Source organism: Cohnella sp. (assembly GCF_041640265.1).
Lineage (GTDB): Bacteria > Bacillota > Bacilli > Paenibacillales > Paenibacillaceae > Cohnella.
Genome location: NZ_JBEQAP010000003.1, coordinates 26,459 through 50,003, shown reverse-complemented (window position 1 = coordinate 50,003; position 23,545 = coordinate 26,459). Strand labels below are relative to the sequence as shown.

The window sequence follows — 23,545 nt, the reverse complement described above, 5'->3', positions numbered from 1 at the left end:
AATGAGGCGAAGCAGGATTTTGCTTGGTGGAGTTGTGATTGCTGGCTTTTTTTCCATCCTAGTCGTTGTCTATTTAAGGCAGTATGCCTCGTCAGAAAACACGGTCTGGACGGAACGCGCAGCTGCGGCTCAAGCCGAACTCCAAACCTCATTCTGGGACGAGAGGCGCGGTCTGTTTAACAATGCTTCTCCCTGTCTGCTGCAGCTCTGCACGAGTCCATTTCATTATTGGTGGCAAGCCCACGCTCTCGACACTCTTATCGACGGATATGAGCGAACGGGAGAATCGATCTTCAAGGACCGTATTGCCGCCATGTATCAAGGGATTCTGGATCGTAATGCCGGTGTCTTCCCGAATGATTATTACGATGATATGGAATGGATGGCGCTTGCGTGGTTAAGGGCATTCGAAGCTACGGGAGAAGAGCGTTACAAGGCTGCCGCGCTAATATTATGGGAAGATATCCAAACAGGATGGAATGAATCTATGGGCGGCGGCATCGCTTGGCGCAAGGAGCAGCCGGACTACAAAAACACGCCTGCCAACGCTCCTGCCGTCATTCTGGCTGCCAGGCTGTATCGGAATTTCGGCGATAAAGCAGATTTGGAATGGGCGCAGAAGCTATATGATTGGCAGAAAGATAAGCTGGTCGATCCGCGTATCGGTTTGGTATGGGACGGAATCAACCGCCAAGGAGACGGACGAATCGATACGGATTGGATTTTTACTTACGGTCAAGGCGTTTATATTGGAGCGGGTCTTGAGCTTTACGGAGCAACAGGAGAGAAGGCTTACCGGCAAGATGCCGTCAGAACTGCCGAGTATGTGAGAGAAAAGCTAGTAAGTCCGGCGACAGGAATGCTTCCATCCGAAGGTGGGGACGACGGCGGATTGTTCAAGGGAATTCTGGTTCGTTATCTCGGCGAACTGATCTTAGAAAACCCGAAGGAGCATCGCATGCTTACGAAATTATTGGTCACGAACGGCAACAGCCTATGGGAATACGGGAAAGGCGAGCAGAAGGCTTTGTTCAGCAATTCTTGGGCCCAAACGCCGGATGAGGTTGTACAAATGAGCACACAGCTTAGTGCCGTCATGCTGCTGGAGCAGCTGGCGAGATTAGAACACAATGACGTGCCAGGTCTAGATGATAAATGAAGGTGAGAAAATGACAAACCGTATTCAAGCGGGGACTTGGAAGCGTAGAGCCGAAGAGGCGCAGCGAACGCTGGACGAGAAGTTCTGGAATCCTTCGATCGATATGTACGACATTCAGACACCATGTCCTGACGGCAGCTGCAATACGATCTTTCATTATTGGTGGATGGCCCACGCCGTAGAAGCACTGGTCGATGGCTTGGATAGAACGGGAGACTCCTTCTACACGGCAAGGCTTCGCAGGATCCATCAAAGTCTGCTCGCTCGCAACGGAGGCGTCTGGCCTAACAATCTGTACGATGACATGGAATGGATGGCGATTGCATGGCTGCGTGCTTACCATGTGACGGGTGATGAGGTCTACAAGAAAACGGTCCATGTGCTTTGGGAGGATATCAAGACGGGCTGGAACGATCATATGGGCGGGGGGATCGCCTGGCAGAAGACGCAGCTTGATTATAAGAATACCCCTGCTAATGCTCCTGCCGTCATATTGGCAGTACGTCTGTACACGGCGTTCGGCAATCACGAAGACTTGGAATGGGCTAAGACCATCTACGATTGGCAGAAACGTACCCTTGTTGATCCTTTATCCGGCTTTGTTTGGGATGGGGTCAATCGTCTCCAGGACGGGATGATCGACAAGGACTGGAAGTATACGTATTGCCAAGGCGTGTTTATCGGGGCTGCCATAGAGCTTCACCGCGTGACCGAGGAACAGGTTTATCTGGCGGATGCTGAACGAACATGGAACGCGGCAGTGGAAGAGCTGACCGAGTCCGGAAAGGGGCTGTTTCCTCCCGAAGGAACTGGAGACGGTGGATTGTTCAAAGGTATTCTTGCCCGTTATGCCGGTATGCTCGCTCGTGCGATCGAAGATAGCGGCGCTATAAGGGAAGTGCTTTTCTCCAATGCAAAGAGTTTGTGGGAAACCGGACGCAGTGAAGAGAGAGCTCTCTTCGGAGAAGCGTGGAACGTACCGCCCAATGGACAAGTGGAGCTCAGCACTCAGCTCAGCGGAGTCATTCTGATCGAAGCGGCAGCATTGCTGGAGTGATAAGCCTTGATCGATTCGGCGATAGAATCATGGACCGTTATAGGTGAGGGGATATGTTGATGAAAGCGTGGAAAAGGCAATTGATGTTGGCACTGGCTTGTTTGCTCACTGTCTCACCTTTTATGCCAGGCATGGATCGAAAGGCTGAAGCGTTCACGACTTCCAACGCCGATACAGCTATGACTGCATTGGTGAATGTGTTCTATGATTCTTCCGCCAAATACTTCTTTGTCAACAGCGATCACCAGATTCATATTGAACATGCGTACGGTCCTGACGGAGGATTGTATACCGATTTCTGGTGGGAAGCACAGCTCTGGGAAACGGTCATGGACGCCTATGAACGTACGAACAGCCAAACTTATCGCACGATGATTGACGACATTTATACTGGATTTAACGCCAAATATCCAGATATGATGGCAAATGTGTTCAATGACGATTTGGGCTGGTGGGCATTGGCATGTCTGCGTGCTTACGAGCTGACGGGAACGGTGGAGTATTTGAACCGCGGATCATTCCTGTTCAACGAGATTTATGCTGAATGGGATGACAGCTATTACGGGGGAGGCATTTGGTGGAGAAGCGATGCCCATGATCCGGCTGTCTCGACGAATGCTCAGAAAAATATGGCTACCAACGCGCCAATGGTAATGACGGCGATCAAGCTTCGCAACGCCTACAATGACAACGCCTTCCTAACTAAAGCAACGCAAATATATAACTGGACGAAATTGAAGCTGGTGACGCCGAGTAAAGTCAATGATCATATCGAAGGTACAGGCAACGGAATCGTGAAGGATTGGGATTTCACCTACAACTATGGGACGTTTCTTGGGGCGGCAACATCCCTTTACCAGGCGACAGGGAACAGTGGCTATCTCACGGACGCCAACAATGCCGCGCAGTATGTCATTGATAAAATGGTGTCGGCTCAAAGCCTGATGTATGAAGGAGAAAACGATGCAGCCGGCTTCAAGATGATATACGCCAGAAACTTAAACCGGTTGAGAGTACAGGGAGGCCAATCGCAATATTTAGGCTTTCTTCAGCAGAATGCGACACAAGCATGGAATCATCGTCGCTCGAGCGACAATATTATCGGCAGCGATTGGCTTCGTCCAACGGGCTCGGGTTACGTGCAGAGTCTGGCGGCCGCGGCAGGCGCTTCCATTCTGCAGCTTGTTCCGGCTGACAACTATACGGGTTATATTGCCGGCAATGGAGCCTACGAGGCTGAAAATGCAAGAAGAACATTGGTCAGCAGAAGCGGCATGATTAACGAAAGCACGTCTTCGGGTTTTACCGGCAGAGGATACGTAGCGGGATGGAATACGAGTGGGACCTCCATTGATTTCTACGTCAACCAGAATTCCGCAGGCAGCAAAACCATTACGTTCCGTTATGCCGCAGGCGCCGGGAACGCATCGCGTTATGTGAAGGTGAATGGCGTGTTTATGTCTAACAATCTGCTCTTCACCTCAACCTCCAACTGGGGATCCTGGAACACCGTATCAATTTCCGTGCCGCTGGGTGCCGGATCCAATACCATCCAATTAGGCTATGACAGCTCGAAGGGGAATTCGAATTTCCTCAATGTAGATTTGCTTAGCGGTTTATAAACTTTGTGAATTCAAATTAATAAAGTGGTTGCGCAGGGTGTTTTTCCTGCTCAACCACTTTTTGTTTTTTAATCATTTTCGTCGAAGCTTCACAACAGGTTGGAAAACGATAAGAAATGTCAGAAAACGCATCTGGTACATCAAATCCAGTGCATCTTATAATGAGAACAGGAAAAAGAAAGCCCTTTCATAAAGGCGTTTGAAGCGCTTTTTTCTGACATAATTACCTAGTTGTTTCGATTTATACATTTTACACGAGGGGGATTTAAGTTGAAGAAAAGGTTAGTGATTCTGATGTCCGTTATTCTGGTTCTGTCAGTCGCCATGGCGGCGTGCTCGAAGGGCAACGAGAAATCGAACGAGAAAACGAACGAGTCTCAATCGCCGCCGGCTTCGAGCACAGACCAAGCCTCGCCGACACCGGAAGTGAAAAAAGGATTTGAATTCCACAAATTCGACCCGCCTATCCAGCTCACCTTTCACACTGCCGTAGGTCCTGACGCAAAGTGGAGGGAGGGTGAGTCGGTCGAGAACAACGCGTTCACATGGTGGGCGAAGGAAGAACTGGGAATTGAGTGGAAAGCGAAGTTCGTTTCGCCGACCAACGAAGACGGTAAAGCTAAGCTGAACATCGCTAGCGCCAGCGGAGATTTGCCGGACGCCATCTTTGGCGAGACGCCCCAGCTTGGGGCATTCGCCAGCCAAGGCTTACTTGCTCCGCTGAACGACCTGATCGATAAGTATGGCTCTCCGCTGCTTAAAGATCGACTAAAGGCGGCTATGGATGCTACCGGCGGCAAATTTTTCTCGCCGTATACGATTGACGGGAAGTATTATGCGATTCCGGTCGACGCGGAAATTTGGGGGAGAACCTATTACAACACATTTATCCGCAATGACATCCTCGATTCGCTCGGCAAACAGGTGCCGCAGACGCTGGAGCAGTTTGAAGATGTGCTGGCTGCGTATAAATCGAAAGTACCGGACGGAGTCGGTGTGTTCCTGCACAAGGATCTGGTGCCCAGCGGTGTGAACCAAATGTCTCCGGCGATGCAGCCTTTCGGCTCCTATCCTGGTCGATGGATCGAGACAGCCGACGGCAAGCTGGCTTACGGAAGCGTCCAGCCCGAAACGAAGAAAGGGTTAGAAACGCTGCGCAAATGGTACGAAAACGGTTGGCTCGACAAAGAGTTTGTCGTGAAAGATTTCAGCAAAGCCGTTGAGACGGTAACTGCCGGCAAGGTTCTGTCGATGACCGGCGACTGGTGGTATGTATACTGGCCGTTTCCGGACGCCGTCAAGAATGCGCCGGAAGCCACTTTCGCAGCGACGAGCCTGGAGGGACCGGACGGCAAGGTCAAGCTGGTGACGGGCAATCCGTTCAACTTCGCGATGGCAGTTTCTGTCGATAGCGAGCATCCGGAATCGTTGATTTACCAATTGAACGAAGCGATGGATTCTTGGCTCAGAAACGATACGGCGCTTCGTGACCGCATGAAACAGGAATATGGGTATGAATTCAAATATCCTGTTGAAGGCCCGAACGCCTTGATCGCCAAAAATCCGGACGCACCGCAGGAACTTCAGGAATTCGATGTTGTTAAGCCGGGACCCAAATATTTCAGTACGAGCATACACCCGAAATATTTCCCAGGTTTTCAGTTTTTCGGTAATGTTGACCAAGGTTTCGGCGACATGCTCGCGGTCGGAAAAGCGAGCGAGAAAGGCAGCAAGGACGGCCTGACCATCGAGCAGCAGCAGTCGTTTAACGATTTGAACAATAACAAAACGATTAGTGCCCTAGCCTCCGAAATGCAGCTGGCCGAAAAAATTCGCTCCAACCTGGTGATCGACGGCTACATGGGGGCGCCGACACCGACGATGGTGGAGAAAAACCCGTATTTGCTCAAGCTCGAGAACGAAACGTTCGCCAAAATCATCTACAGCAACGCGCCTCTAGATGACTTTGATAAATTTGTCGCTGAGTGGAAGAAAGCTGGCGGCGATCAAATCACCCAAGAAGTAAACGACTGGTATCAGAGATCGAAATGACGGTCTTAAGCGGCCGCTACGGGGAACTCCCGCCGCGGCCGTTTGTTTCCGGTAATTCTTTAACAGATGGAGGATCCGCATGAAAATTCCGGGATACAGCGTCCCTAGTAAAGCTCCCGCAGCCTGGTTCGGGAAATCGTCCCTTTATCTCATGTTATTGCCTGGAATGCTAATGCTGCTATTGTTCAGTTATGCGCCCATGTTTGGCCTGATCATCGCATTTACGGATTTTCAGCCCAGGAAAGGTTTTTTTGGATCACCTTTCGTCGGGTTTAAATGGTTCGAATACCTCTTCAGCTCGCCGGATTTCTCGCAGGTGCTTGTGAATACGGTCATCATCGCGCTTTTCAAAATTGCGTTTGGCACGGCGGCGTCCCTCGTTTTCGCGCTTCTTCTGAACGAGCTGGTTGGCAAGTGGTTCAAAAAAACAGTGCAAACGGTGACTTATCTGCCCAACTTTCTTTCTTGGGTCGTCGTCGGCGGTCTGTTCATCGATATTTTGTCGCATGACGGCATCCTGAACCGGTTGCTGCAATCGTTCGGTATGCAAAGCATCTTTTTCCTCGGCAGCAACGATTGGTTCCGGTCGGTCGTCGTGGCGACCGATGTGTGGAAAAACTTCGGATTCGGAGCCGTTCTTTATATCGCGGCAATCGCGGGCATCAACCCGGATTTGTATGAAGCATGTGTCGTGGACGGGGGAGGAAAGTTTAAGCAAATGCTTCATGTGACGCTTCCGGGTATTGTACCGACTTTGATCTTGCTTACGACCTTAAACCTGGGCCAGATCCTATCAGCGAACGGTGGACAAGATCAACTCCTCGTACTTTACAATCCGCTCGTATACGAGACGGGCGATATTCTTGATACCTTCGCTTACCGCACCGGGATCGTAAACGTACAATTATCATTCGCGACGGCGGTTGGGTTTTTCAAATCCGTGGTCGGTCTTGTTCTCATCGTCATGGCCAACCGAATTTCCACCAAATACGCATCCAGAAGGATTTTCTGAGGGGGTTTTCTAGTGATGATTCAATCGAAAACAACAGCTACCAAAGCGTTCCGACTTATGATCGGAATCGTTTTGCTGTCAGCTGCGCTTCTTTGCCTCCTTCCGTTCGCGAACCTGCTTGCTATATCCTTCAGCGATAAAGCGTCGACAGCTGCGAACCTGGTTACGTTCTGGCCGATGGGCTTTAATGTGAACGCCTATGAGCTAATCATGAACAACGAGGCATTTCTTCATTCGCTCTGGATCTCCTTGGAGAGGGTGGGAGTCGGCGTCGTGGTCAGCATGATCCTCATTGTGCTGTCCGCTTATCCGCTCTCGCTGGAGGCTAAACAGCTGAAAGGGAGAACCTTCTTCGTCTGGTATTTCGTGTTCACCATTCTATTCAACGGTGGATTGATCCCGTTATTCATCGTCGTGAACGAGCTGAATTTGGTCAACAACTTTTGGGCTTTGATTTTGCCATATGCGGTTCCCGCCTTTAACGTGATCATCATGATGAACTTTTTTCGCGGTTTGCCGTCTGCCTTGTCTGAAGCGGCGAGGATCGACGGAGCGGGTCATTGGACCATTCTGCTGCGAGTTTTTCTCCCGCTGTCGCTGCCGGCGGTGGCGACGCTCTCGCTATTTTCAATAGTTTATCATTGGAACGATTATTTTACCGGTTTGTTTCTTATGTCAGAAAGCAAAAATTGGCCGCTGCAAACCTATCTATACTCGCAATTATACGTAGGAATCGACTTTACCAAGCTCAGTCCGGAAGAAGCGAAGACGATCGCCAGCATATCCAATCGTTCGCTCCGGGCGGCGCAAATTATGGTGACCATAATTCCCGTCCTGATCGTTTATCCTTTCCTTCAACGTTATTTCGTTGCGGGTCTGACTATCGGATCGGTCAAGGAATAAACAGACATATAGAGAGGACATCCGAAAATGAAAAGGATTATCAGATGGCTCCGTCAATTGAATGATCAATTACTTCTGGATACCGTTGATATCCGGGAATGGAAAGCGGAAAAGTATTTTTATCGCGGACCGGGGCAATATGAACCTCTGGAAAGATTGAATTCTTCTACCGTGTCGGAGGGAGATCGTCTTGCAGCTTCCGGCGAAACGATAGTGTTAAAAAAAGAAATTTTCATTGATCCCGAATGGTCGCAAAAGCCGGTCAAATTATTATTTAAAGCCGGGGGAGAGGGGCTTCTGCGTATCAACGGCAAGTCGTATCACGGCTTGGATCGCAATCGCAGCCTGATTCCGCTGCCGGTAGAGGCGATATCGGCTGGTTCTTGCTCGCTGGAAATCGAACTGTATAATCCGAAAGCCCTTCCCCGCGATTGGCTTAACGAAGAAATTCCGCCGAACGATTATGCACCGGGGGATCTGATTTTGCAGCAAAGCAAACTGGCTCTGATCAATGAACCCGTCCAAACCCTTATTCATACGGTGAAGGTTTACGCTGATACGGCCGCCCTTCTTCCGGAAGAAGATTTAAACAGGTCCATGATCCTCTCGGCCCTATATCGTCGGATGGATGAAATGAACGGCTTTATATCGGTGGATTATCGGAATATGCATCGCATCGCGCAATTGGAAAGGGAACTGCGAATTGAGCTTGAAGAGAATACGACTGGCCCCGGAACCGGAATGATCCATATGATCGGGCAGTCGCATATCGACGTCGCATGGCTTTGGCCTTTGAAAGAGACGGTGCGCAAGAGCAGCCGTACGTTCTCGACTGCCTGCGCGATGTTGGACGAATATCCGCAATATCATTTCACGCAGAGTCAACCGCAATTATATGAATATGTGAAACAACACGACCCGAAGCTTTATGAACGGATCAAGCAGAAGATCGCTGAGGGGCGATGGGAAGTGGTCGGCGGGATGTGGATCGAACCCGACCTCAACATTCCGTCTGGAGAATCCTTGGTTCGCCAGTTATTGTACGGTTCGAAATTTTTGAAGGAGGAATTCGGTATACACCCGCGTATCGAGTGGCTTCCGGATACATTCGGATACTGCGCATCACTCCCTCAGATCCTTATTAAGGCGGGTATCGAATATTTCATGACTACAAAAATGTATTGGAGCGAAACCAACCTGTTCCCATACGATCTGTTCCATTGGAAAGGCATCGATGGTACCACCGTGTTAACTTATATCAACCACGGGCTGAATGAAGAACCCGATCCTCATACGATTAAAGAACATTGGAAGTTTTACAAGCAAAAGACGGCTCATCCCGAACAAATGCTGCTCTACGGATATGGGGACGGAGGCGGAGGTGTCACTCGGGAGATGGTCGAGCAGATCCGCTGCTCCTCTGTATTGCCCGGACTCCCGAAAATCCAGTTCGGCACCGCTCATGGTTTTTTTGACGGAATCAGCAAGAAAACCAAATCGAATCTCCCCGTTTGGGTCGGTGAAATGTATCTGGAAAAACACCGCGGGACCTATACCACGCACGCCAGAAACAAAAAGTGGAATCGGAAATCCGAAGTTCTGTACCGGCAAGCGGAGATTTGGAACACACTTCGCACAGTTCTGCAGAGTAAACCCTATCCGTACAGAGAGTTCGAGGCGGGGTGGAAAAAAATCCTGCTTAATCAATTTCATGATATTATTCCGGGAAGCTCCATTCCTGACGTTTACACCGATTCGCAAACAGATTATGAGTTTATATTCAATAATGGCGAGAAGTTATTCTTTTCCGCCCTTTCCGATCTTGCGGCCAGCATTCTTAAAGAAGGAGAAGGCGTTCCTTATGTAATTTTCAACAGCTTGTCCTGGGAAAGAACCGATAACATCACAATAGAAGGTGGAGCCGAGTTGCTCGGAATGGCTTGTTTCGACGCCGAAGGGAATAAGCTTCGATCGGATGTGGTTCAGGCCCTGGACAGAGGGGGAAAATATGAATTTCATGTGCATGTTCCGAATGTCCCGTCGCTTGGCTATAAAACCGTCTGGCTTCGTAATGAGGAAGGCATCGGTCAAGAAATGGAGCATTCGTTGTCACAGAAATTTCCTTGGACATACGGTAAATGGGAAACCCGGTTTTACCGATTGGAGTTCGACGGAGAAGGCCGAATTACGAGTTGGTTTGATAAACAGAACGATAGGGAGCTCGTCGTTCCGGGTCAGAAAGCGAATGATTTCCAGCTGTTTCACGATCTTCCCTTGTCTTCAGACGCTTGGGATTTAGATGACCGGTTCGGATTACAGCCAGCAGGCGATATCGAACTGCTGGCGGCGAAAATGGCGCATCGCGGTAAAACAAGGGATATACTCCGGTTTCGTTGGAACATCGGCAAATCTCATATTATACAAGATATCATCTTTTATCATGATTCGCGGCGGGTTGATTTCGTAACGAAAGTGTCTTGGCAGGAGGAGCACAAGGTGCTGAAGGTGGCATTTCCTGTAGACGTTTTGTCCTCACATGCCGCCTATGAGATCCCGTTCGGATCGGTGGAGCGACCGAACCACTCGAATACAAGTTGGGAGCAAGCCCAATTCGAGGTTTGCGCATTTCGTTGGGCGGATTTGTCGGAGGCTCATTACGGGGTAAGCTTGCTTAATGACTGTAAGTACGGATATGACATAAAGGGGAACCACATAAGGCTGACTCTCCTGCGAGCTCCCAAAAATCCAGATCCGACCGCGGACATAGGGGACCATGAGTTTACTTATTCCTTATACCCGCATCGGGGAGATTGGCGTGATGCCAAAACCGTTCGCCAAGGTATTGAATTGAACTGTCCCCTTCAGCCGGTGCTCTCGGAGGCAAGCAGGGGAACGTTGCCTTCAACCGGGTCATTTGTTCAAGTCATGGGAGATCAAGTTATACTGGAGACACTGAAAATGGCGGAAGACGGACAAAACGTGGTTATGCGCCTTTACGAGTCCGAAGGCGGCCGGGAACAGGCGATGATTAGCGCCGACTTCCTCGATCCAATGTCCGTTTCTACGGCCAATCTGCTTGAGCAACCTGATGTGCCCCTAGAAGCGACTGACTCTGGTCTAAACCTATCTTTCATGCCCTATGAGATCAAAACCATTCTTATAAAAATGATCAAGCAAGAAGGCTGATTGCTACTGCGAGATTTTGCGTTGGTAGTCTTTCGGACTCATCCCGGTCTCCCGCTTGAACATCCGGTTGAAGTGGGCAATGCTTTCATACCCGACTCGCTCGGCAACTTCATATACCTTATAACCGGGCTGCGCAAGCAGCCCTTTCGCATTTTCGATTCTCCGCTTGGTGATGTAATCCATGAGAGAATGGCCGGTTTCGGATTTGAAGAGGCGGGTCAAATAATTCGGATGCACATACAGGTACGAGGCGATTTCGGCCACGGAGATGTCGCGTGCGTATTGCTCGTCCACAAGCTGTTTCGCCTGATCGACAAGGCGGTTGAACTGCTTTCTCTCCACGCTGTGCAGATGATCGATGAAGGATTGAACGACCGCCCGGCACCATTTCTTCAGGTCGGATACTTTGCCTGCCGCCATAAACGGATACAGCATTCGTTCGTTGTCGCCGGCCCATTGGGATAACGTTAGACCATGGCGAAGAGACGCCTGAATGGCGACGCCGGAAAAGGAATGATAAATTTCGAGCAGCGTCGTCATCTCGACGGGGTGTTTCCGTTTAACTTCTGCGAAAATTCGGTCGATCCGCTCCAAGGCTTGGGTTAAGTCTAACCGGTCCAGCAGCAGGGAAAGTTCGGGCACTTCGTACAACGACTCCAGCCGTACATGTGGTACACCGACGCCAGCGGCCCCCGGCTGTCCTGCGAGCATGATGACGCCCGACGGGTCGGCAACCGTTCTGCGAATCGTTGCATCCAATTTGCGGTATGCCGCATTTACTCCTTCCGCCTTCGTGATTTCTCCGAAGAAGACGGAAATGACACAATCCAACGTCCGTTTCACCGATTCCTTGAAAGGTTCCGCTACCTCGGCCATATATCGCATGGATTTGGTACACTCTTCATGATTTTGCTCCCAGCACAGCATTACCAACTGTCCTTGATCGTTCGGAAAAAAGCAGCCTTCCTTGCCCCGAAGCAGCCATTCCGTCGCTAGTTCTTTTAAAACCAGCTCCAGAACACCGGATTCTTCCCTTGTTCCAGTTCCGGTCTCCTCCACCCGCAGGACGACAAGTACGAATATGTCGCCCGGAATGAAGCCCAGTCCGGCAGCTGAGAATTTATCGGCATGCGAAAGCGGGTTTTCCGTTCCTTTGACGACCCATGCGCTCAAGATGCGTTCCTGCAGCAGCGGGCGCAATTGTTCGAGGCTTTCCCTGGCCGATCGGAGAGCGTTGTCGCGGATCAAATCCTTCTCCAGCTTCTGGACGGCATTGCGGACGGTTTCCTTAAATTCAGTGTAATCAACCGGCTTGGTGGCATAATGGAAGACGCCGAGCTCGATCGCTTTTTGGGCGTATTGGAAATCGTCATAACCGGATAAAAAAATGACGACGGCATCCGGCCATCGCTGCTGAATATTTGCGGCCAATCTAATGCCGTCAGCCTCCGGCATGGAAATGTCGGTTACGACGATGTCTATGCGAGTCCATTCCATCAGCTGCAAAGCTTGCTCGACGCTGTAGGCTTTGTGGACGCCGGAAATATTCAAATCGCTCCAATCGATATCGTAAGCGAGGCCTTTAACCACGGCCGCTTCGTCGTCCACTAACAACAGGTTATACATCGGTATTCTCCTTTAGGTGCCGTTCGAGTACGAGCGTCACCCGCAAGCCTCTGGGCACGATGTTTTCCAGCTTTAGATCTGCATGATCCCCATACTTCAATCTCAAACGCCAATATGTGTTATTCAAGCCGATTCCAGTTCCGCCCGCGTCGAACACCTGAAGGTTGCGGCGTATTTCTTCCAGGCGGTTCAAAGGGATGCCGCGTCCATCGTCTTCCACCACGATCATAAAAATTCCTTCATCTGTCGAAGCGGAAATCCGGATGAACAGGCGCTCCTGATCCGGCTTTAACCCGTGAAGGATGGCGTTCTCTACTAGCGGTTGAACGATCAAGCTGGGTACCCGCTTGTCTCTCAGTTCGTCCGGAATGTCTATCCGGTAGACGATGCGTCCGCTGAACCTCATGTTTTGGATTTCAAGAAGCGAAGCGACATTGTCGCATTCCTCCCCAAGAGAAATCATCTCGCGATTGCCCTTGGCCATAAAACGAAAATATTGGCCTAGATGCGACGCCATTTTGGCAGCGCCTTCATGATTTTCCCCCATGGACATCTGATAGATGAAATTGAGGCAATTGTAAAGAAAATGGGGGTTGATCCGGGATTGGAGCAGTTGAAGCTGCGTATTTTGATTTGTCAGCCTTTCCAAGTACACTTCGTTGATCAGCTTCTCGGTGTCTCCGGCCATCTTATTGAAATGTCGGAAAACGAAGCCAAAATCTTTCTCGGGAATCAAGCCGATGCGGGTGCCGAATTCGCCTTTTCCCACCTTGCGCATGCTTTCTACCAGAATGTAGAAAGGCCGAAGCAGTCGGCTGTATACAATCCAGGTAAACAGCATAGCCAGCATAATCGCCACGACCGCGAAAACGGTCATGAGCTGGATTTTCCCGGTGATGGTTCGCATCGCATATTGTTCGGAGAAATACATGCCAACGATCAGTCCCGACGAAGGGGATTTGCCGTAAATGACCCGGTAATCGCGGCCGCCGTCGCCAAAGACGAACTGGTCGGCGTCGCTGCCCAGCTCCCTCAGCTTTTGGAGCAAGGTCACCTTGTCGACATGGGGGCTGGCTTCCGAAAATAACCATTGCCCTTCCGCATCCACCAGGAATAAAGTGCCTGCAGGATTGGCAACGTTCAAATTGTTCAGAAACTGGACCACTTCGCTTTTGTCGATGCGCGCCATCGCCACGATACCCTTGCTTTCACGCTTCAATAACGGGTTACGCACGAAGATCAGACTGCGTTCGTCCAGCCGCCAATGTCCGGTCTGTTTGGCATTCAGGTCGAGCGCCTCAAGGTGATCCGCTTGGTTAATGTCGCTGTAGCCGGTTACGGATGAGAAGCTCTTTCCTTTGTTAGGAAGGTAAACCCGGATTTCCCCTTTGAGAAGGCTGGTATTGGCATAAAATTTCAAGTTATCTACCAGCGCGGCATACGCGAACAGCTGGTTGGCATCCACTTCTTCTTTATAATTCAAGTATAGAATATTCGTATCCGTGATCATATAATCAACGACCGTCGACATGACGCTGACGCGGTCGTCCAATTGCCTTGTCAACAGTGAGATCGAATTCTGATATGAACCGGTAATCTCGGTTCGGGCGGTTTCGATGCTTTTACTGTTCATGAAAACGCTGAATACGAGAACCGGTATCATGAACGCCAAAAAGCCTCCAAGGATGCTTCTCGCAATGCTGGAATCCCATATCCATTTCATAGATATACATCTCCTTGTTGAAAGATGTCCTCTTTTCGATTATACAATAACGTGTTGATTAAGCTTATTGTCTTTTGCCCAAAATAATAGCAATACAACTCACGAGCGATATTACATTATAGCTGGGTGGATGGGATGGTAAGGTGAACAAACTTCTGCAGCTATTTATTCGGAAATTAAATAAAGCACCGCAGCAAGACGCCCAAGCAAAGACCGAACAGGCCGATTCGCTATCTGGCAACCTTCAACAAAATATAAATAAAGTCCAAGCATTAACGGGAAACAGCTCGGATATAGCCATTCGTACGTTTCAAGGGGCTTATGGTTTGCCAATGGCTATTTTTTATATTATAGGACTTACCAACTCTGATGTTATAAACGATAACATTATGAAACCGATCTTGTTCGACGCCGATGTAAACAGACCTCAACAAAGAGCTTTATCCGACTTCTTTACAGACATCAAAGACAAGATTATAACCGTTAGCCGCACAAATACGATAAGTAAAATGGACGAATTTATGTCGGCTTTGTTCAACGGAGATACGATTATTCTCGCTGAAGGTTGGGAACAGGGCATTTCTGCAAGTTCGTCCAAATGGAAGCAAAGAAGCGTAGAGGAGCCATCGTCCCAATCTGTCGTGCGGGGTCCCAAAGATAGTTTTACCGAGGATATGAGCACCAATATAGCATTAATACGGCGCAGAATAAAAAGTCCTAAGCTATGGAAAATCGACCGGAAAATCGGACTCGTAACCCAAACCGATGTTTGTGTGATGTACCTTAAAGGGACTGCCAATGATTCAGTCGTTGACGAAGTACTTCAAAGACTCGATCGCATTGAAATAGACGGCATTCTGGAAAGCGGCTATTTGGAAGAGTTTATTCAAGACCAAACCTTCACTCCGTTTCCCACAATCTTAAATACGGAACGTCCCGATACGGTTGCGGCCTCTATCTTGGAAGGGCAGGTCGCTGTCCTGGTGGATGGAACACCATTTGTTCTGATTCTGCCAATCACCTTCCTCAAGTTCTTCGTAGCCAGCGAAGACTATTATCAAAGGTTCGATATATCTACGTTTTTACGTTTGTTGAGATTCTTTGCATTTGCCATCTCAATGGTTCTGCCTTCCTTATATATTGCAATCACGACTTTTCATCAAGAAATGATACCGACAACTCTCTTGGTCAGTCTTGCTGCACAAAGGGAAGGGATTCCTTTCCCGGCATTCCTTGAAGCACTCTTGATGGAAATCACATTTGAGGTATTAAGGGAAGCGGGAGTTCGAATGCCTAGAGCCATCGGTTCCGCAATATCCATCGTTGGAGCTCTTGTTCTGGGACAGGCTGCAGTTGAAGCGGGTCTAGTGTCAGCAGCCATGGTGATCGTGGTAGCTTTTACGGCGATCTCCAGCTTTGTCGTTCCGGCATTTAATATCTCGATTGCTGCCCGCTTGATTCGTTTTATCCTGATGGGTCTTGCCGCCGCCTTAGGATTATTCGGAATAATGTCGGGGCTCTTCTTCCTATTGCTCCATATGTTGTCTCTTCGTTCTTTCGGCGTTCCCTACTTAACGCCAATGGCGCCTTTTGTACCAAGCAACTTGAAAGATTCCATTGTAAGGGCGCCATGGTGGATGATGATTACCAGACCGCGTTTTCTCGCTAAAAATAATTATGTGCGCCAAAATGTAAATTTACATCCTAAACCTTCTAATAAGGAAAAGGAGAAGTAAGAAATGAGGCGATGGATAGTCCTGCTGTTGACCATTATCATATTTCTTGGAAGTGGTTGTTCGAACAAAATTGAATTAAACAGGTTGGGGATAATTAGTGCAATAGCCTATGATTTGGACGAAAGCAATCAATGGGAACTAACCTTTCAAATCATCATTCCGAAGTTATCCCAAGGTAAATCCGGCGGCGGCTCCCAATCGCCGGTTACCGTCTTTTCATCGAAAGGAAAGACCCTATTGGAGGCGATACAGAAGAGTGAGCTAGAAGCCCCTCGTCACCTCTTCTTTTCCCATACACAAGTCATTATTATCAGCAAACGGGTTGCTAAATATGGAGTTGACCAAATATTGGACGCTAACTTGAGAAGTTACGAATCAAGAGAAAATACAAATGTTCTGATTTCGGATGGAGACGCAAAAAGAGTTTTGGAAGTTCTTACGCCACTTGAGAACATTCCCGGAAACACGATTTCCAATTTATTAAGCGGAAAGGGAAACCGACAATCCGAATTAGCCCCATCCAAATTACATGAATTTATATTCGCGATTACAACTCCTTCCGTTAGCGCCGCTTTGCTGGAAATCAAAGTTATGGGTGAGCCAGAAGAACAAAAATCGTTAGATGCACTCCAAGAAACTCGCAGCCCGGCCGTATTGAAATTGGATAGATTCGGAGTATTTAAGCAGGATAAATTCGTAGGTTGGTTAAACAGGAAAGAAAGCCGCGGCATCCCTTGGATAACAAATCGCTTAAAAAGAACAACCATAGTCTTTTCCTGTGAAGGGGAGAGCCGCCATGGACAACAATCCTCCTTTTTGGTTGAAGAATCTCACACAAAATTAATACCAAACATCTCGGACGGCAATTTGTTCATGTCCGTAGAAATTGAAGCCGAAGGAAACTTGATTGAAACGACATGTAATCTAGACTTGAAAAAGTCTAAAACCTTAAGAAAACTGGAGAAACATATACAGAAGCAAATAAGAAACAATGTGGAAGACTCCTTTCAAGCCGTTAAAAAGATGAAAGCAGATACGCTGGGCTTTGGAGAAAAATTCCACAAGTCTTATCCGCAAGCCTGGAAAAAGTTGAGCAAGAACTGGGATAATGAGTTCGCTAAGATAAAATTGGACGTTAATGTTGAGGTAAAAATCCGGCAAACCGGAATGATCGATGACTCCTTCTCCAAGATATCCGGGAAACAGAAATGAGAAAAGAGGCTTCGTATGGAACGGATCAGCAAATATCAGTTAGCTGCAATGATTATCTTATTTCAAATTGGCAGCACACCTTTATTTGAAATAGGAATTAAAGTCGGTCGAGATGCCTGGTTAGTTGCCATCGCTGGCATGCTGCTAGGATTATTGCTGCTTTTTCTCTTTTTGGCGATCCAACGCAAGGAACCGGAAAAAAACTTGAGTCAGCTATTGAATCACTATTTCGGTTCATTTGTGGGGAAGTTCGTCATATTGGTCTATGCCCTGTGGTTTACTTACGAAGCCATGCGAAATTTGCGTGACTTTGGAGATCTCACCCTCTTGACCATTCTTCCACGTGGTCCCATTTCCCTCATTATGCTGGTTATGTTAACTTTATCGATCTACGCGATTTATAAAGGAATAGAAGTCTTCTTTCGATTTGCCGAATTTATATTAGCAGGCGTGCTGGGATTTTATTTTATTTTGCTAATTATGCAATTAATTTCAGGGGTAGTGTATTGGGATAACCTTCTTCCGATTTTGGAGAATGGAATACAACCTGTATTTAAGGAGAGTCTGACCGCCGTTTGGTTTCCCTTTGGCCAAATGGTGATTTTTCTCATGTTCTGGAGTTATTTAAAAGAGAAGAAAGGGTTGGGTAAAACATCGATTCGATCTTTTTTTGTATCCGGCGTAGTTATCATTACCTCGAACATAATGAATCTGATCGTTCTGGGTCCGCAATTAGCTGGCATTAGTACTGTACCTTTATTACAATCCGTACAGCTGATTCAGATCGCCGAAGTATTCGAGCGGTTTGACGCATTAGTTATCTTGCTTTTTTATGCGGGAATATTTATTAAAGCGACATTATGGTATTTAGCCGCCGTACTTGGGCTGTCTCAGTTGTTTAATACCGATTATAGAAGGTTTGTCCTTCCGGTTGGAGCCATTATGTATGCCGCTTCCTTTCTCCCGCGAAGCTGGCAGTCACATTTGGAATTTGGAAAAATCGTCGCGGATCAATTCAAGGTCAATTTGATTTTTATTGGAGTTATACCGTTTATTCTTTTTATCGTTATGTTGATTAGAGGGCGTGATAAATGACTTCACAGCCCAATACCAGAACATTTTAAAAGTGAATTTCAGAGAAAAACAAAAAATAAAATACGAGATCGATGGTATAATACCCAGTAACAATTGCTGGTTATAGAGGAGACCTTCTTTATGAAACAGTCAAGCTGGGTGAGTCTCGGTATTTTGCTAATAATCCTTTTTTTAACCTCTTGTTCTGGAAACGGAAACAAAAATGCTGATTTAGCACAAATAAATACAGCCACAAAGCACCCTGATTCTAGTAGTGATAAGACTACTCTGACATTCTGGAGAAACTCAGGAAACGCATCTGAAAACATGGCTTATGAGAAGCTTGTATCCACGTTTATGGAGAACAACCCCGATCTATTGATTGAGATGTCACCCATTCCTTATGCAGATTATGACACTAAGCTAAGAACCTCCATCGCTTCAGGGAATTTTCCTGATATTATGGCGCTGGATGCCCCTTCATTAGCTTCCTTCGCTCACGCTGGTGCTTTAATGCCCTTAACCTCTTATTTCAAAGCTGACGGTGACCTGGACGATATCCCGAAAACAACTTTAGCTACCTATTCTTACAAGAATGAAATATATATGGCACCTTTGAATGAATCGTCCATTGCGATGTTCTATAATAAGAAAATGTTCGAAGAGAAGGGGATTCCATTCCCATCTAAAAATCCAGATGAGCCTTGGACATGGGATCAAGTATTGGAAGCTGCCAAAAAACTGAATGATCCTGAAAAAGGGATTTATGGCATCGACCCCGCACAAGGATTTCAGACCTCTGGTGCAACTGCCTACTTTAAGTATCCGATTATTTGGCAATTCGGGGGTGAAGTCATGAGTTCAGATGGTACGACGGCCAAAGGCTACTTAGATTCCCCGGAAACAAAGAGAGCGCTTCGCTTTTATTCCGATCTCTACAATAAACATAAGGTTTCCACTTTTGAATATCCGGTGGATCCTTTCCCGAATGGAAATTTGGGGATCACGATCGAAGGCTCGTGGTCGCTTTCCTATTTAAACGAGAGATTTCCTGATTTCAAATTGGGAGAGGATTACGACATTGCTCCTTTGCCTAAGCAAGTGAAACAAGCGGTAGCAAACGGAAGCTGGGCTTTAGGCATTTCTTCAAAGAGCAAGTACTCCGAAGAAGCGTGGAGGTTCGTGAACTGGGTTACTAGTCATGAGGGTCAGGTTATCTATTGCTCGATCACGAAAGACATCCCAGCTCGTTATTCAGCAGCTAAGAAGTTTCCGGAGCTTAACGAGTATCCCAATAATATATTTGTCGTACAAAACCAGAAGTTCGGAAGACCTCGACCCATTACGCCGATTTTCCCTCAAATGGCGGAAGCGATAAACAAATTGTTTGAGAAAGTGACGATCGGCAAGGAGGACTTGGATAGATCTATTGAAGAGGCTATTCAGACAGTCAATCGGGAATATGCACGGGTGAGGTGACTTCATGTTCTATTCCTTAAGAAGCCGACTTATGTTGGTATTCTCCATACTGCTAATCGTTCCTTTAACAGCGGTAATCTATATTTTAAGTAATGAGTCTGGAAAGCTCATACAAAAATCGATCGAGACGTCCACGACGCAAACCATAGACCAATTTGCATCTCATATCAACACTTTATTAAGACAAGTAGAGGATATCGGTACGCAAGTGATGAGTAATCGGACTAGCCAAGATTGGACTGCCGTTCAGTTGAACCCTGAGACTACCATAGAGGAACGAGTATTAACCAAACAGAGGCTGCGGGAATTTTATTCGTCTTATGCCGTTAATAATTCTAATGGGATTACGATTAGTGCCTTTACAGACGGGTTGGGCGGGCTATGGAGACAGGATAATAGCTATGCAATCAGCGATTGGTATTCCCATTTCAAGCAGAAGAATAGGCGATGGACGAATGCTCACAAGGATAATGATCAAGCGGATCAGATTATGACCTCAAGGTACGTAAACAGCTTTCTCTTGCCGTTAGTTCACCTTCAGTCACTCAGGGAAGTTGGGTTTGTCAAAATTAACTATCCTACTGAAGTGTTAAAGGGATCGATAGAGAAAATCCATTTTGGTGAAACAGGCAAAGTCTTTTTACTTAATAACGAGGGTACGAGTGTTCTAAATCAGGATCTTTCGGAGAGCATGGATGTTATTAGTGCAGGCTTATCTCAGTTGAATGCGAATGACCAGAAGCAAACTAGCGGGATATTCCCAATTGAACAGAACCATGTTACTTATTTACTGTTCTTTCGTAAGCTGCCTGCCCAAGACTGGATCATCATAGGTGAAGTGCCAAAGGCCGAGCTTTATCAACAGATCAGTAACATACGTGAAAAGCTGCTTCTTGTTAGCGTCTTTCTTTTTATAATAATTATTCTTGTCGCCCTGCGGCTGTCTTTCGGAATAACGAAACCCTTAAGTGCCATGGCACGAGCCATGAAACATGTCGAGCGCGGTGAATTTAGCCAAGCCGTGCAAATCATGCCGGGAGTGAGAACCGGACATAGCGAAGTAGGTTATGTTACACGGATTTTCGAGAGAATGACCGACCGTTTAAGGTACCTGATCGAAACAGAGTTTGAAACAAACCTGCGCCGCAAAAATGCGGAATATAAAGCATTGTTGTTGCAAATCAATCCGCACTTCTATAATAATACTTTAGAGATTATAAGCGGATTGGCGGCAATGAAAAGAGAAGACTTGGTCATGGACGCAACGGAGTCGCTTGGTAAGATGATGAGATACTCCTTGAATTTGAATAGTGACGTTGTCCGTGTGAAGGAAGAGCTGGACTACATGCGTGATTATTTGTTTATTCTAAAGCTGCGGTACGGGGACAAGCTTGACGTTAGAGTTGAAGAGGATATCTCTGCTAATCAACTGTTTATTGCCAAGTTTATTTTGCAGCCTTTGGTTGAGAACGCCGTTAAATACAGCTTAGAGAAGGAGGGGGAAGCCGCCGTTTCTATAAGGACATTAGTTGAGGATAATCAACTGTTACTGACTGTAGAAGATAACGGGGTCGGCATGTCCGCCGAATTGGTAGACAACCTTATGTTAGGGGTACAGGCCAGCGACTCCATCGGTATCCTTGACAGTGAAGGCTATAGTATTGGGCTGCGAAATGTTCTGTCACGCTGCAGGTTAATGTATGGTGAACAATTTCATTTGCAAATGGAGTCCAAGCTGGACTCGGGGACGACCATTACTCTCATGCTTCCTGTAGTTAGGAGTTGAATTCCATGTATAAAGTGATGCTGGTGGATGATGAAGTGGGAGTTCGAAATAGTATTAAAGCCAAGATGAATTGGGAGGCTGCGGGATTTCAAGTCAATATGGAAGCATCCAACGGAGAAGAAGCACTTCGGCTGCTTCGTGACAGTCCGCTGCCGGAGCTCGTGATATCGGATATTCGTATGCCGCAAATGGACGGGATTACCTTCATACAAGTATGCAAAGAACGGTATCCGGAGCTTCGTATCGTCGTATTGTCCGGTTACTCCGATTTTGAATATATGAAATCAGCCATCCAGTTAGGAGTAAAGGATTACTTGTTAAAGCCAGTCGTTCGGAGCGAATTATCGGATTTGATGACCAAGATTTCTGTTGAGTTAGAGGAGGACAGGTGTAACAAACAAATCAGAAAATTGGATTTGATGAAGAGCAGCCAGCAGCTTGAGGTTCTGCAAGGGCAAATGCTGCTACAGCTAGTGAAGAGCGAGTGGTTTAGTCTGGCTGCGGTAAAGGAAAGACTGCAGCAATTGAAAATGTCTGCTCTTACCGTGGACGATTTACAGGCGCAATTCGTAACCGTCGAAATGAGATTGCCGCATGGGCGACTGGAGCAGTGGAGCGACCGGAAAGATTTGCTCAATCTAGCTTTTCAAATGATGGGCCGGGAGACAGCGGGTAAATGGGGAGATATGTTTTATTTCCAGGACGCGGGTCATCCTTCCATGATGTTTTTTCTGATTTTGTTAGATGAAACAAAGATAAAGGGCGGGCATACAGAACGGTTCGTCCGTGAACTGAAGCATTATCTGAAGGAATATCTGCGCTTAGATTGCGTGATAGGAATAGGCGAAAGAATTAAGGGCTTAAAGGAATTAAAGAATGGATATGTATCAAGCATGTTATCCTGGAGCCAAAGTACGATTAAAATAAATACTGGCAGCGGCGGACGAACGTTGGACTTGACGCATGCTTTTACACCTGAAGTGGAACGCAAGCTTATCAATGCTATCGAAAGCTTGGATATGCGGACTTTTTCCAAGCAAGTCCAGGATATTTTTACGACAGATCGCGACACTCCTATGTTTGCGTTTACCTTCCTGACCTTTCGGATCATCCTTTTGTTTAATTCCATTGCCAAGAAGTTCGAATTGGGAGATCATTCTTTGCAGAAATACCTTTGGAACTGTCAAATGACAGTAAGGGATCATGAATCCCGGGACCAAGTTTTGGAACAGCTTCATGAAATGGCGCAATTGGTCATGAATGAAGTCAGAAAAACGCGGTTTTCCAATGGGCAACAATTGGCGGAAGCCATTCGCATGTATGTCGAGGATAATTATTCCTACGAATTGACGCTATCCTCCCTGGCTGAAATGTTTCATATCAATGAGACCTATTTGTCCGGACTGTTTAAGCAAAATGCGGGTATTACCTTCAGTGATTACCTAACGAGACTTAGGCTGACAAAAGCAGAGCAGCTCCTCAAGGAGGACGAATTGAAGCTGACAGACATCACTACCCTAGTTGGATACTCAAGCTCTAGCTATTTCAGTACCGCTTTTAAGAAGTTTTATGGAATGAGTCCCAAGGAGTATCGGGAGAAGTTTACGCAAAAAAAAACCGAATAGGAAAGAGAGATTAAAGCCCTAGTTTCTGGGGCTTTTTTTTCTGCGAGCGCATAATTAGTTAACGGTATTTCGTCGTTGATAGCATTTTAACCGCGGAACCGAAAAGTGTCCTGCCATTGTCGCAAAATGCAGCAATGATACCGCCAAAGCCAAGAAGCGTGCCATTATTGTCGCAAAATGCAGCAATGATACCGCCAAAGCCAAGAAGCGTGCCATTATTGTCGCAAAATGCAGCAATGATACCGCCAAAGCCAAGAAGCGTGCCATTATTGTCGCAAAATGCAGCAATGATA

16 protein-coding genes are annotated in these 23,545 nt (G+C 47.2%); 13 read left to right on the top strand and 3 right to left on the bottom strand.

All coding sequences use genetic code 11. From position 1 onward, the window contains the following. Position 1 precedes the first annotated feature (1 nt). The 7 genes from ACESLK_RS03425 (at position 2) to ACESLK_RS03395 (ending at position 10,991) form a co-directional block, all read left to right on the top strand. Positions 2–1,159: a glycoside hydrolase family 76 protein gene (locus ACESLK_RS03425; protein WP_372662271.1), complete on the top strand. Its 1,158-nt coding sequence runs from the start codon at positions 2–4 to the stop codon at positions 1,157–1,159. Positions 1,160–1,169: 10 nt separating this feature from the next. Beyond that, positions 1,170–2,216 (top strand): glycoside hydrolase family 76 protein, encoded by a 1,047-nt coding sequence (locus ACESLK_RS03420; protein WP_372662268.1) that lies wholly within the window; start codon positions 1,170–1,172, stop codon positions 2,214–2,216. Between the two features lie 59 nt (positions 2,217–2,275). Next, positions 2,276–3,838 (top strand): glycoside hydrolase family 76 protein, encoded by a 1,563-nt coding sequence (locus tag ACESLK_RS03415; RefSeq protein ID WP_372662265.1) that lies wholly within the window; start codon positions 2,276–2,278, stop codon positions 3,836–3,838. A gap of 270 nt (positions 3,839–4,108) precedes the next feature. After that, entirely contained in the window at positions 4,109–5,890 is a 1,782-nt protein-coding gene (locus tag ACESLK_RS03410; protein WP_372662262.1) for an extracellular solute-binding protein, read from the top strand. A 79-nt stretch (positions 5,891–5,969) separates the two neighbouring features. After that, the gene (locus ACESLK_RS03405; protein WP_372662259.1) at positions 5,970–6,902 is read left to right on the top strand and encodes an ABC transporter permease; all 933 of its coding nucleotides are present in this window, start codon (positions 5,970–5,972) and stop codon (positions 6,900–6,902) included. A gap of 15 nt (positions 6,903–6,917) precedes the next feature. After that, on the top strand, positions 6,918–7,805 hold the full coding sequence (locus tag ACESLK_RS03400; RefSeq protein WP_372662256.1) for a carbohydrate ABC transporter permease: 888 nt from the start codon (positions 6,918–6,920) through the stop codon (positions 7,803–7,805). A gap of 27 nt (positions 7,806–7,832) precedes the next feature. Further along, positions 7,833–10,991: an alpha-mannosidase gene (locus ACESLK_RS03395; RefSeq protein ID WP_372662253.1), complete on the top strand. Its 3,159-nt coding sequence runs from the start codon at positions 7,833–7,835 to the stop codon at positions 10,989–10,991. Positions 10,992–10,994: 3 nt separating this feature from the next. Here the strand turns inward: ACESLK_RS03395 and ACESLK_RS03390 are convergent, their stop codons facing one another. Beyond that, a complete protein-coding gene (locus ACESLK_RS03390) occupies positions 10,995–12,617 on the bottom strand; it encodes a response regulator transcription factor (RefSeq protein WP_372662251.1) in 1,623 nt (540 codons plus the stop codon). Continuing rightward, a complete protein-coding gene (locus ACESLK_RS03385) occupies positions 12,610–14,340 on the bottom strand; it encodes a sensor histidine kinase (RefSeq protein WP_372662248.1) in 1,731 nt (576 codons plus the stop codon). Before ACESLK_RS03385 ends, ACESLK_RS03390 begins: the two co-directional genes overlap by 8 nt. 143 nt (positions 14,341–14,483) lie before the next feature. Between ACESLK_RS03385 and ACESLK_RS03380 the strand changes: the two genes are divergently transcribed. From ACESLK_RS03380 to ACESLK_RS03355, 6 genes are all read left to right on the top strand, one after another. Beyond that, positions 14,484–16,076 (top strand): spore germination protein, encoded by a 1,593-nt coding sequence (locus ACESLK_RS03380; RefSeq protein ID WP_372662245.1) that lies wholly within the window; start codon positions 14,484–14,486, stop codon positions 16,074–16,076. Between the two features lie 3 nt (positions 16,077–16,079). Continuing rightward, positions 16,080–17,288, top strand: coding sequence for a Ger(x)C family spore germination protein (locus ACESLK_RS03375; protein ID WP_372662242.1), 1,209 nt, complete (start codon positions 16,080–16,082; stop codon positions 17,286–17,288). A gap of 15 nt (positions 17,289–17,303) precedes the next feature. After that, positions 17,304–18,383 carry a GerAB/ArcD/ProY family transporter gene (locus ACESLK_RS03370; RefSeq protein ID WP_372662239.1) on the top strand — a complete coding sequence of 360 codons (1,080 nt, stop codon included), beginning with the start codon at positions 17,304–17,306 and terminating at the stop codon, positions 18,381–18,383. 306 nt (positions 18,384–18,689) lie between these two features. Next, positions 18,690–19,841, top strand: a complete 1,152-nt coding sequence (locus ACESLK_RS03365) for an ABC transporter substrate-binding protein (protein ID WP_372662236.1) — start codon at positions 18,690–18,692, stop codon at positions 19,839–19,841. Positions 19,842–19,845: 4 nt separating this feature from the next. Continuing rightward, on the top strand, positions 19,846–21,627 hold the full coding sequence (locus ACESLK_RS03360) for a cache domain-containing sensor histidine kinase (RefSeq protein ID WP_372662234.1): 1,782 nt from the start codon (positions 19,846–19,848) through the stop codon (positions 21,625–21,627). A 5-nt stretch (positions 21,628–21,632) separates the two neighbouring features. Beyond that, a complete protein-coding gene (locus tag ACESLK_RS03355; RefSeq protein ID WP_372662231.1) occupies positions 21,633–23,252 on the top strand; it encodes a response regulator transcription factor in 1,620 nt (539 codons plus the stop codon). A gap of 58 nt (positions 23,253–23,310) precedes the next feature. On the opposite strand, the gene ACESLK_RS03350 is transcribed toward ACESLK_RS03355, so the two are convergent. After that, positions 23,311–23,545, bottom strand: a 235-nt coding sequence (locus tag ACESLK_RS03350; protein WP_372662228.1) for a hypothetical protein, incomplete at its 5' end; no start/stop codon positions are given.

Excerpts from the sequence above, each read along its gene's own strand:
- ACESLK_RS03425 (WP_372662271.1), top strand. The coding sequence starts at position 2 with ATGAGGCGAAGCAGGATTTTGCTTGGTGGAGTTGTGATTGCTGGCTTT.
- ACESLK_RS03420 (WP_372662268.1), top strand. The coding sequence starts at position 1,170 with ATGACAAACCGTATTCAAGCGGGGACTTGGAAGCGTAGAGCCGAAGAG.
- ACESLK_RS03415 (WP_372662265.1), top strand. The coding sequence starts at position 2,276 with ATGAAAGCGTGGAAAAGGCAATTGATGTTGGCACTGGCTTGTTTGCTC.
- ACESLK_RS03405 (WP_372662259.1), top strand. The coding sequence starts at position 5,970 with ATGAAAATTCCGGGATACAGCGTCCCTAGTAAAGCTCCCGCAGCCTGG.
- ACESLK_RS03400 (WP_372662256.1), top strand. The coding sequence starts at position 6,918 with ATGATTCAATCGAAAACAACAGCTACCAAAGCGTTCCGACTTATGATC.
- ACESLK_RS03395 (WP_372662253.1), top strand. The coding sequence starts at position 7,833 with ATGAAAAGGATTATCAGATGGCTCCGTCAATTGAATGATCAATTACTT.
- ACESLK_RS03390 (WP_372662251.1), bottom strand. The coding sequence starts at position 12,617 with ATGTATAACCTGTTGTTAGTGGACGACGAAGCGGCCGTGGTTAAAGGC.
- ACESLK_RS03385 (WP_372662248.1), bottom strand. The coding sequence starts at position 14,340 with ATGAAATGGATATGGGATTCCAGCATTGCGAGAAGCATCCTTGGAGGC.
- ACESLK_RS03375 (WP_372662242.1), top strand. The coding sequence starts at position 16,080 with ATGAGGCGATGGATAGTCCTGCTGTTGACCATTATCATATTTCTTGGA.
- ACESLK_RS03370 (WP_372662239.1), top strand. The coding sequence starts at position 17,304 with ATGGAACGGATCAGCAAATATCAGTTAGCTGCAATGATTATCTTATTT.
- ACESLK_RS03365 (WP_372662236.1), top strand. The coding sequence starts at position 18,690 with ATGGCTTATGAGAAGCTTGTATCCACGTTTATGGAGAACAACCCCGAT.
- ACESLK_RS03360 (WP_372662234.1), top strand. The coding sequence starts at position 19,846 with ATGTTCTATTCCTTAAGAAGCCGACTTATGTTGGTATTCTCCATACTG.
- ACESLK_RS03355 (WP_372662231.1), top strand. The coding sequence starts at position 21,633 with ATGTATAAAGTGATGCTGGTGGATGATGAAGTGGGAGTTCGAAATAGT.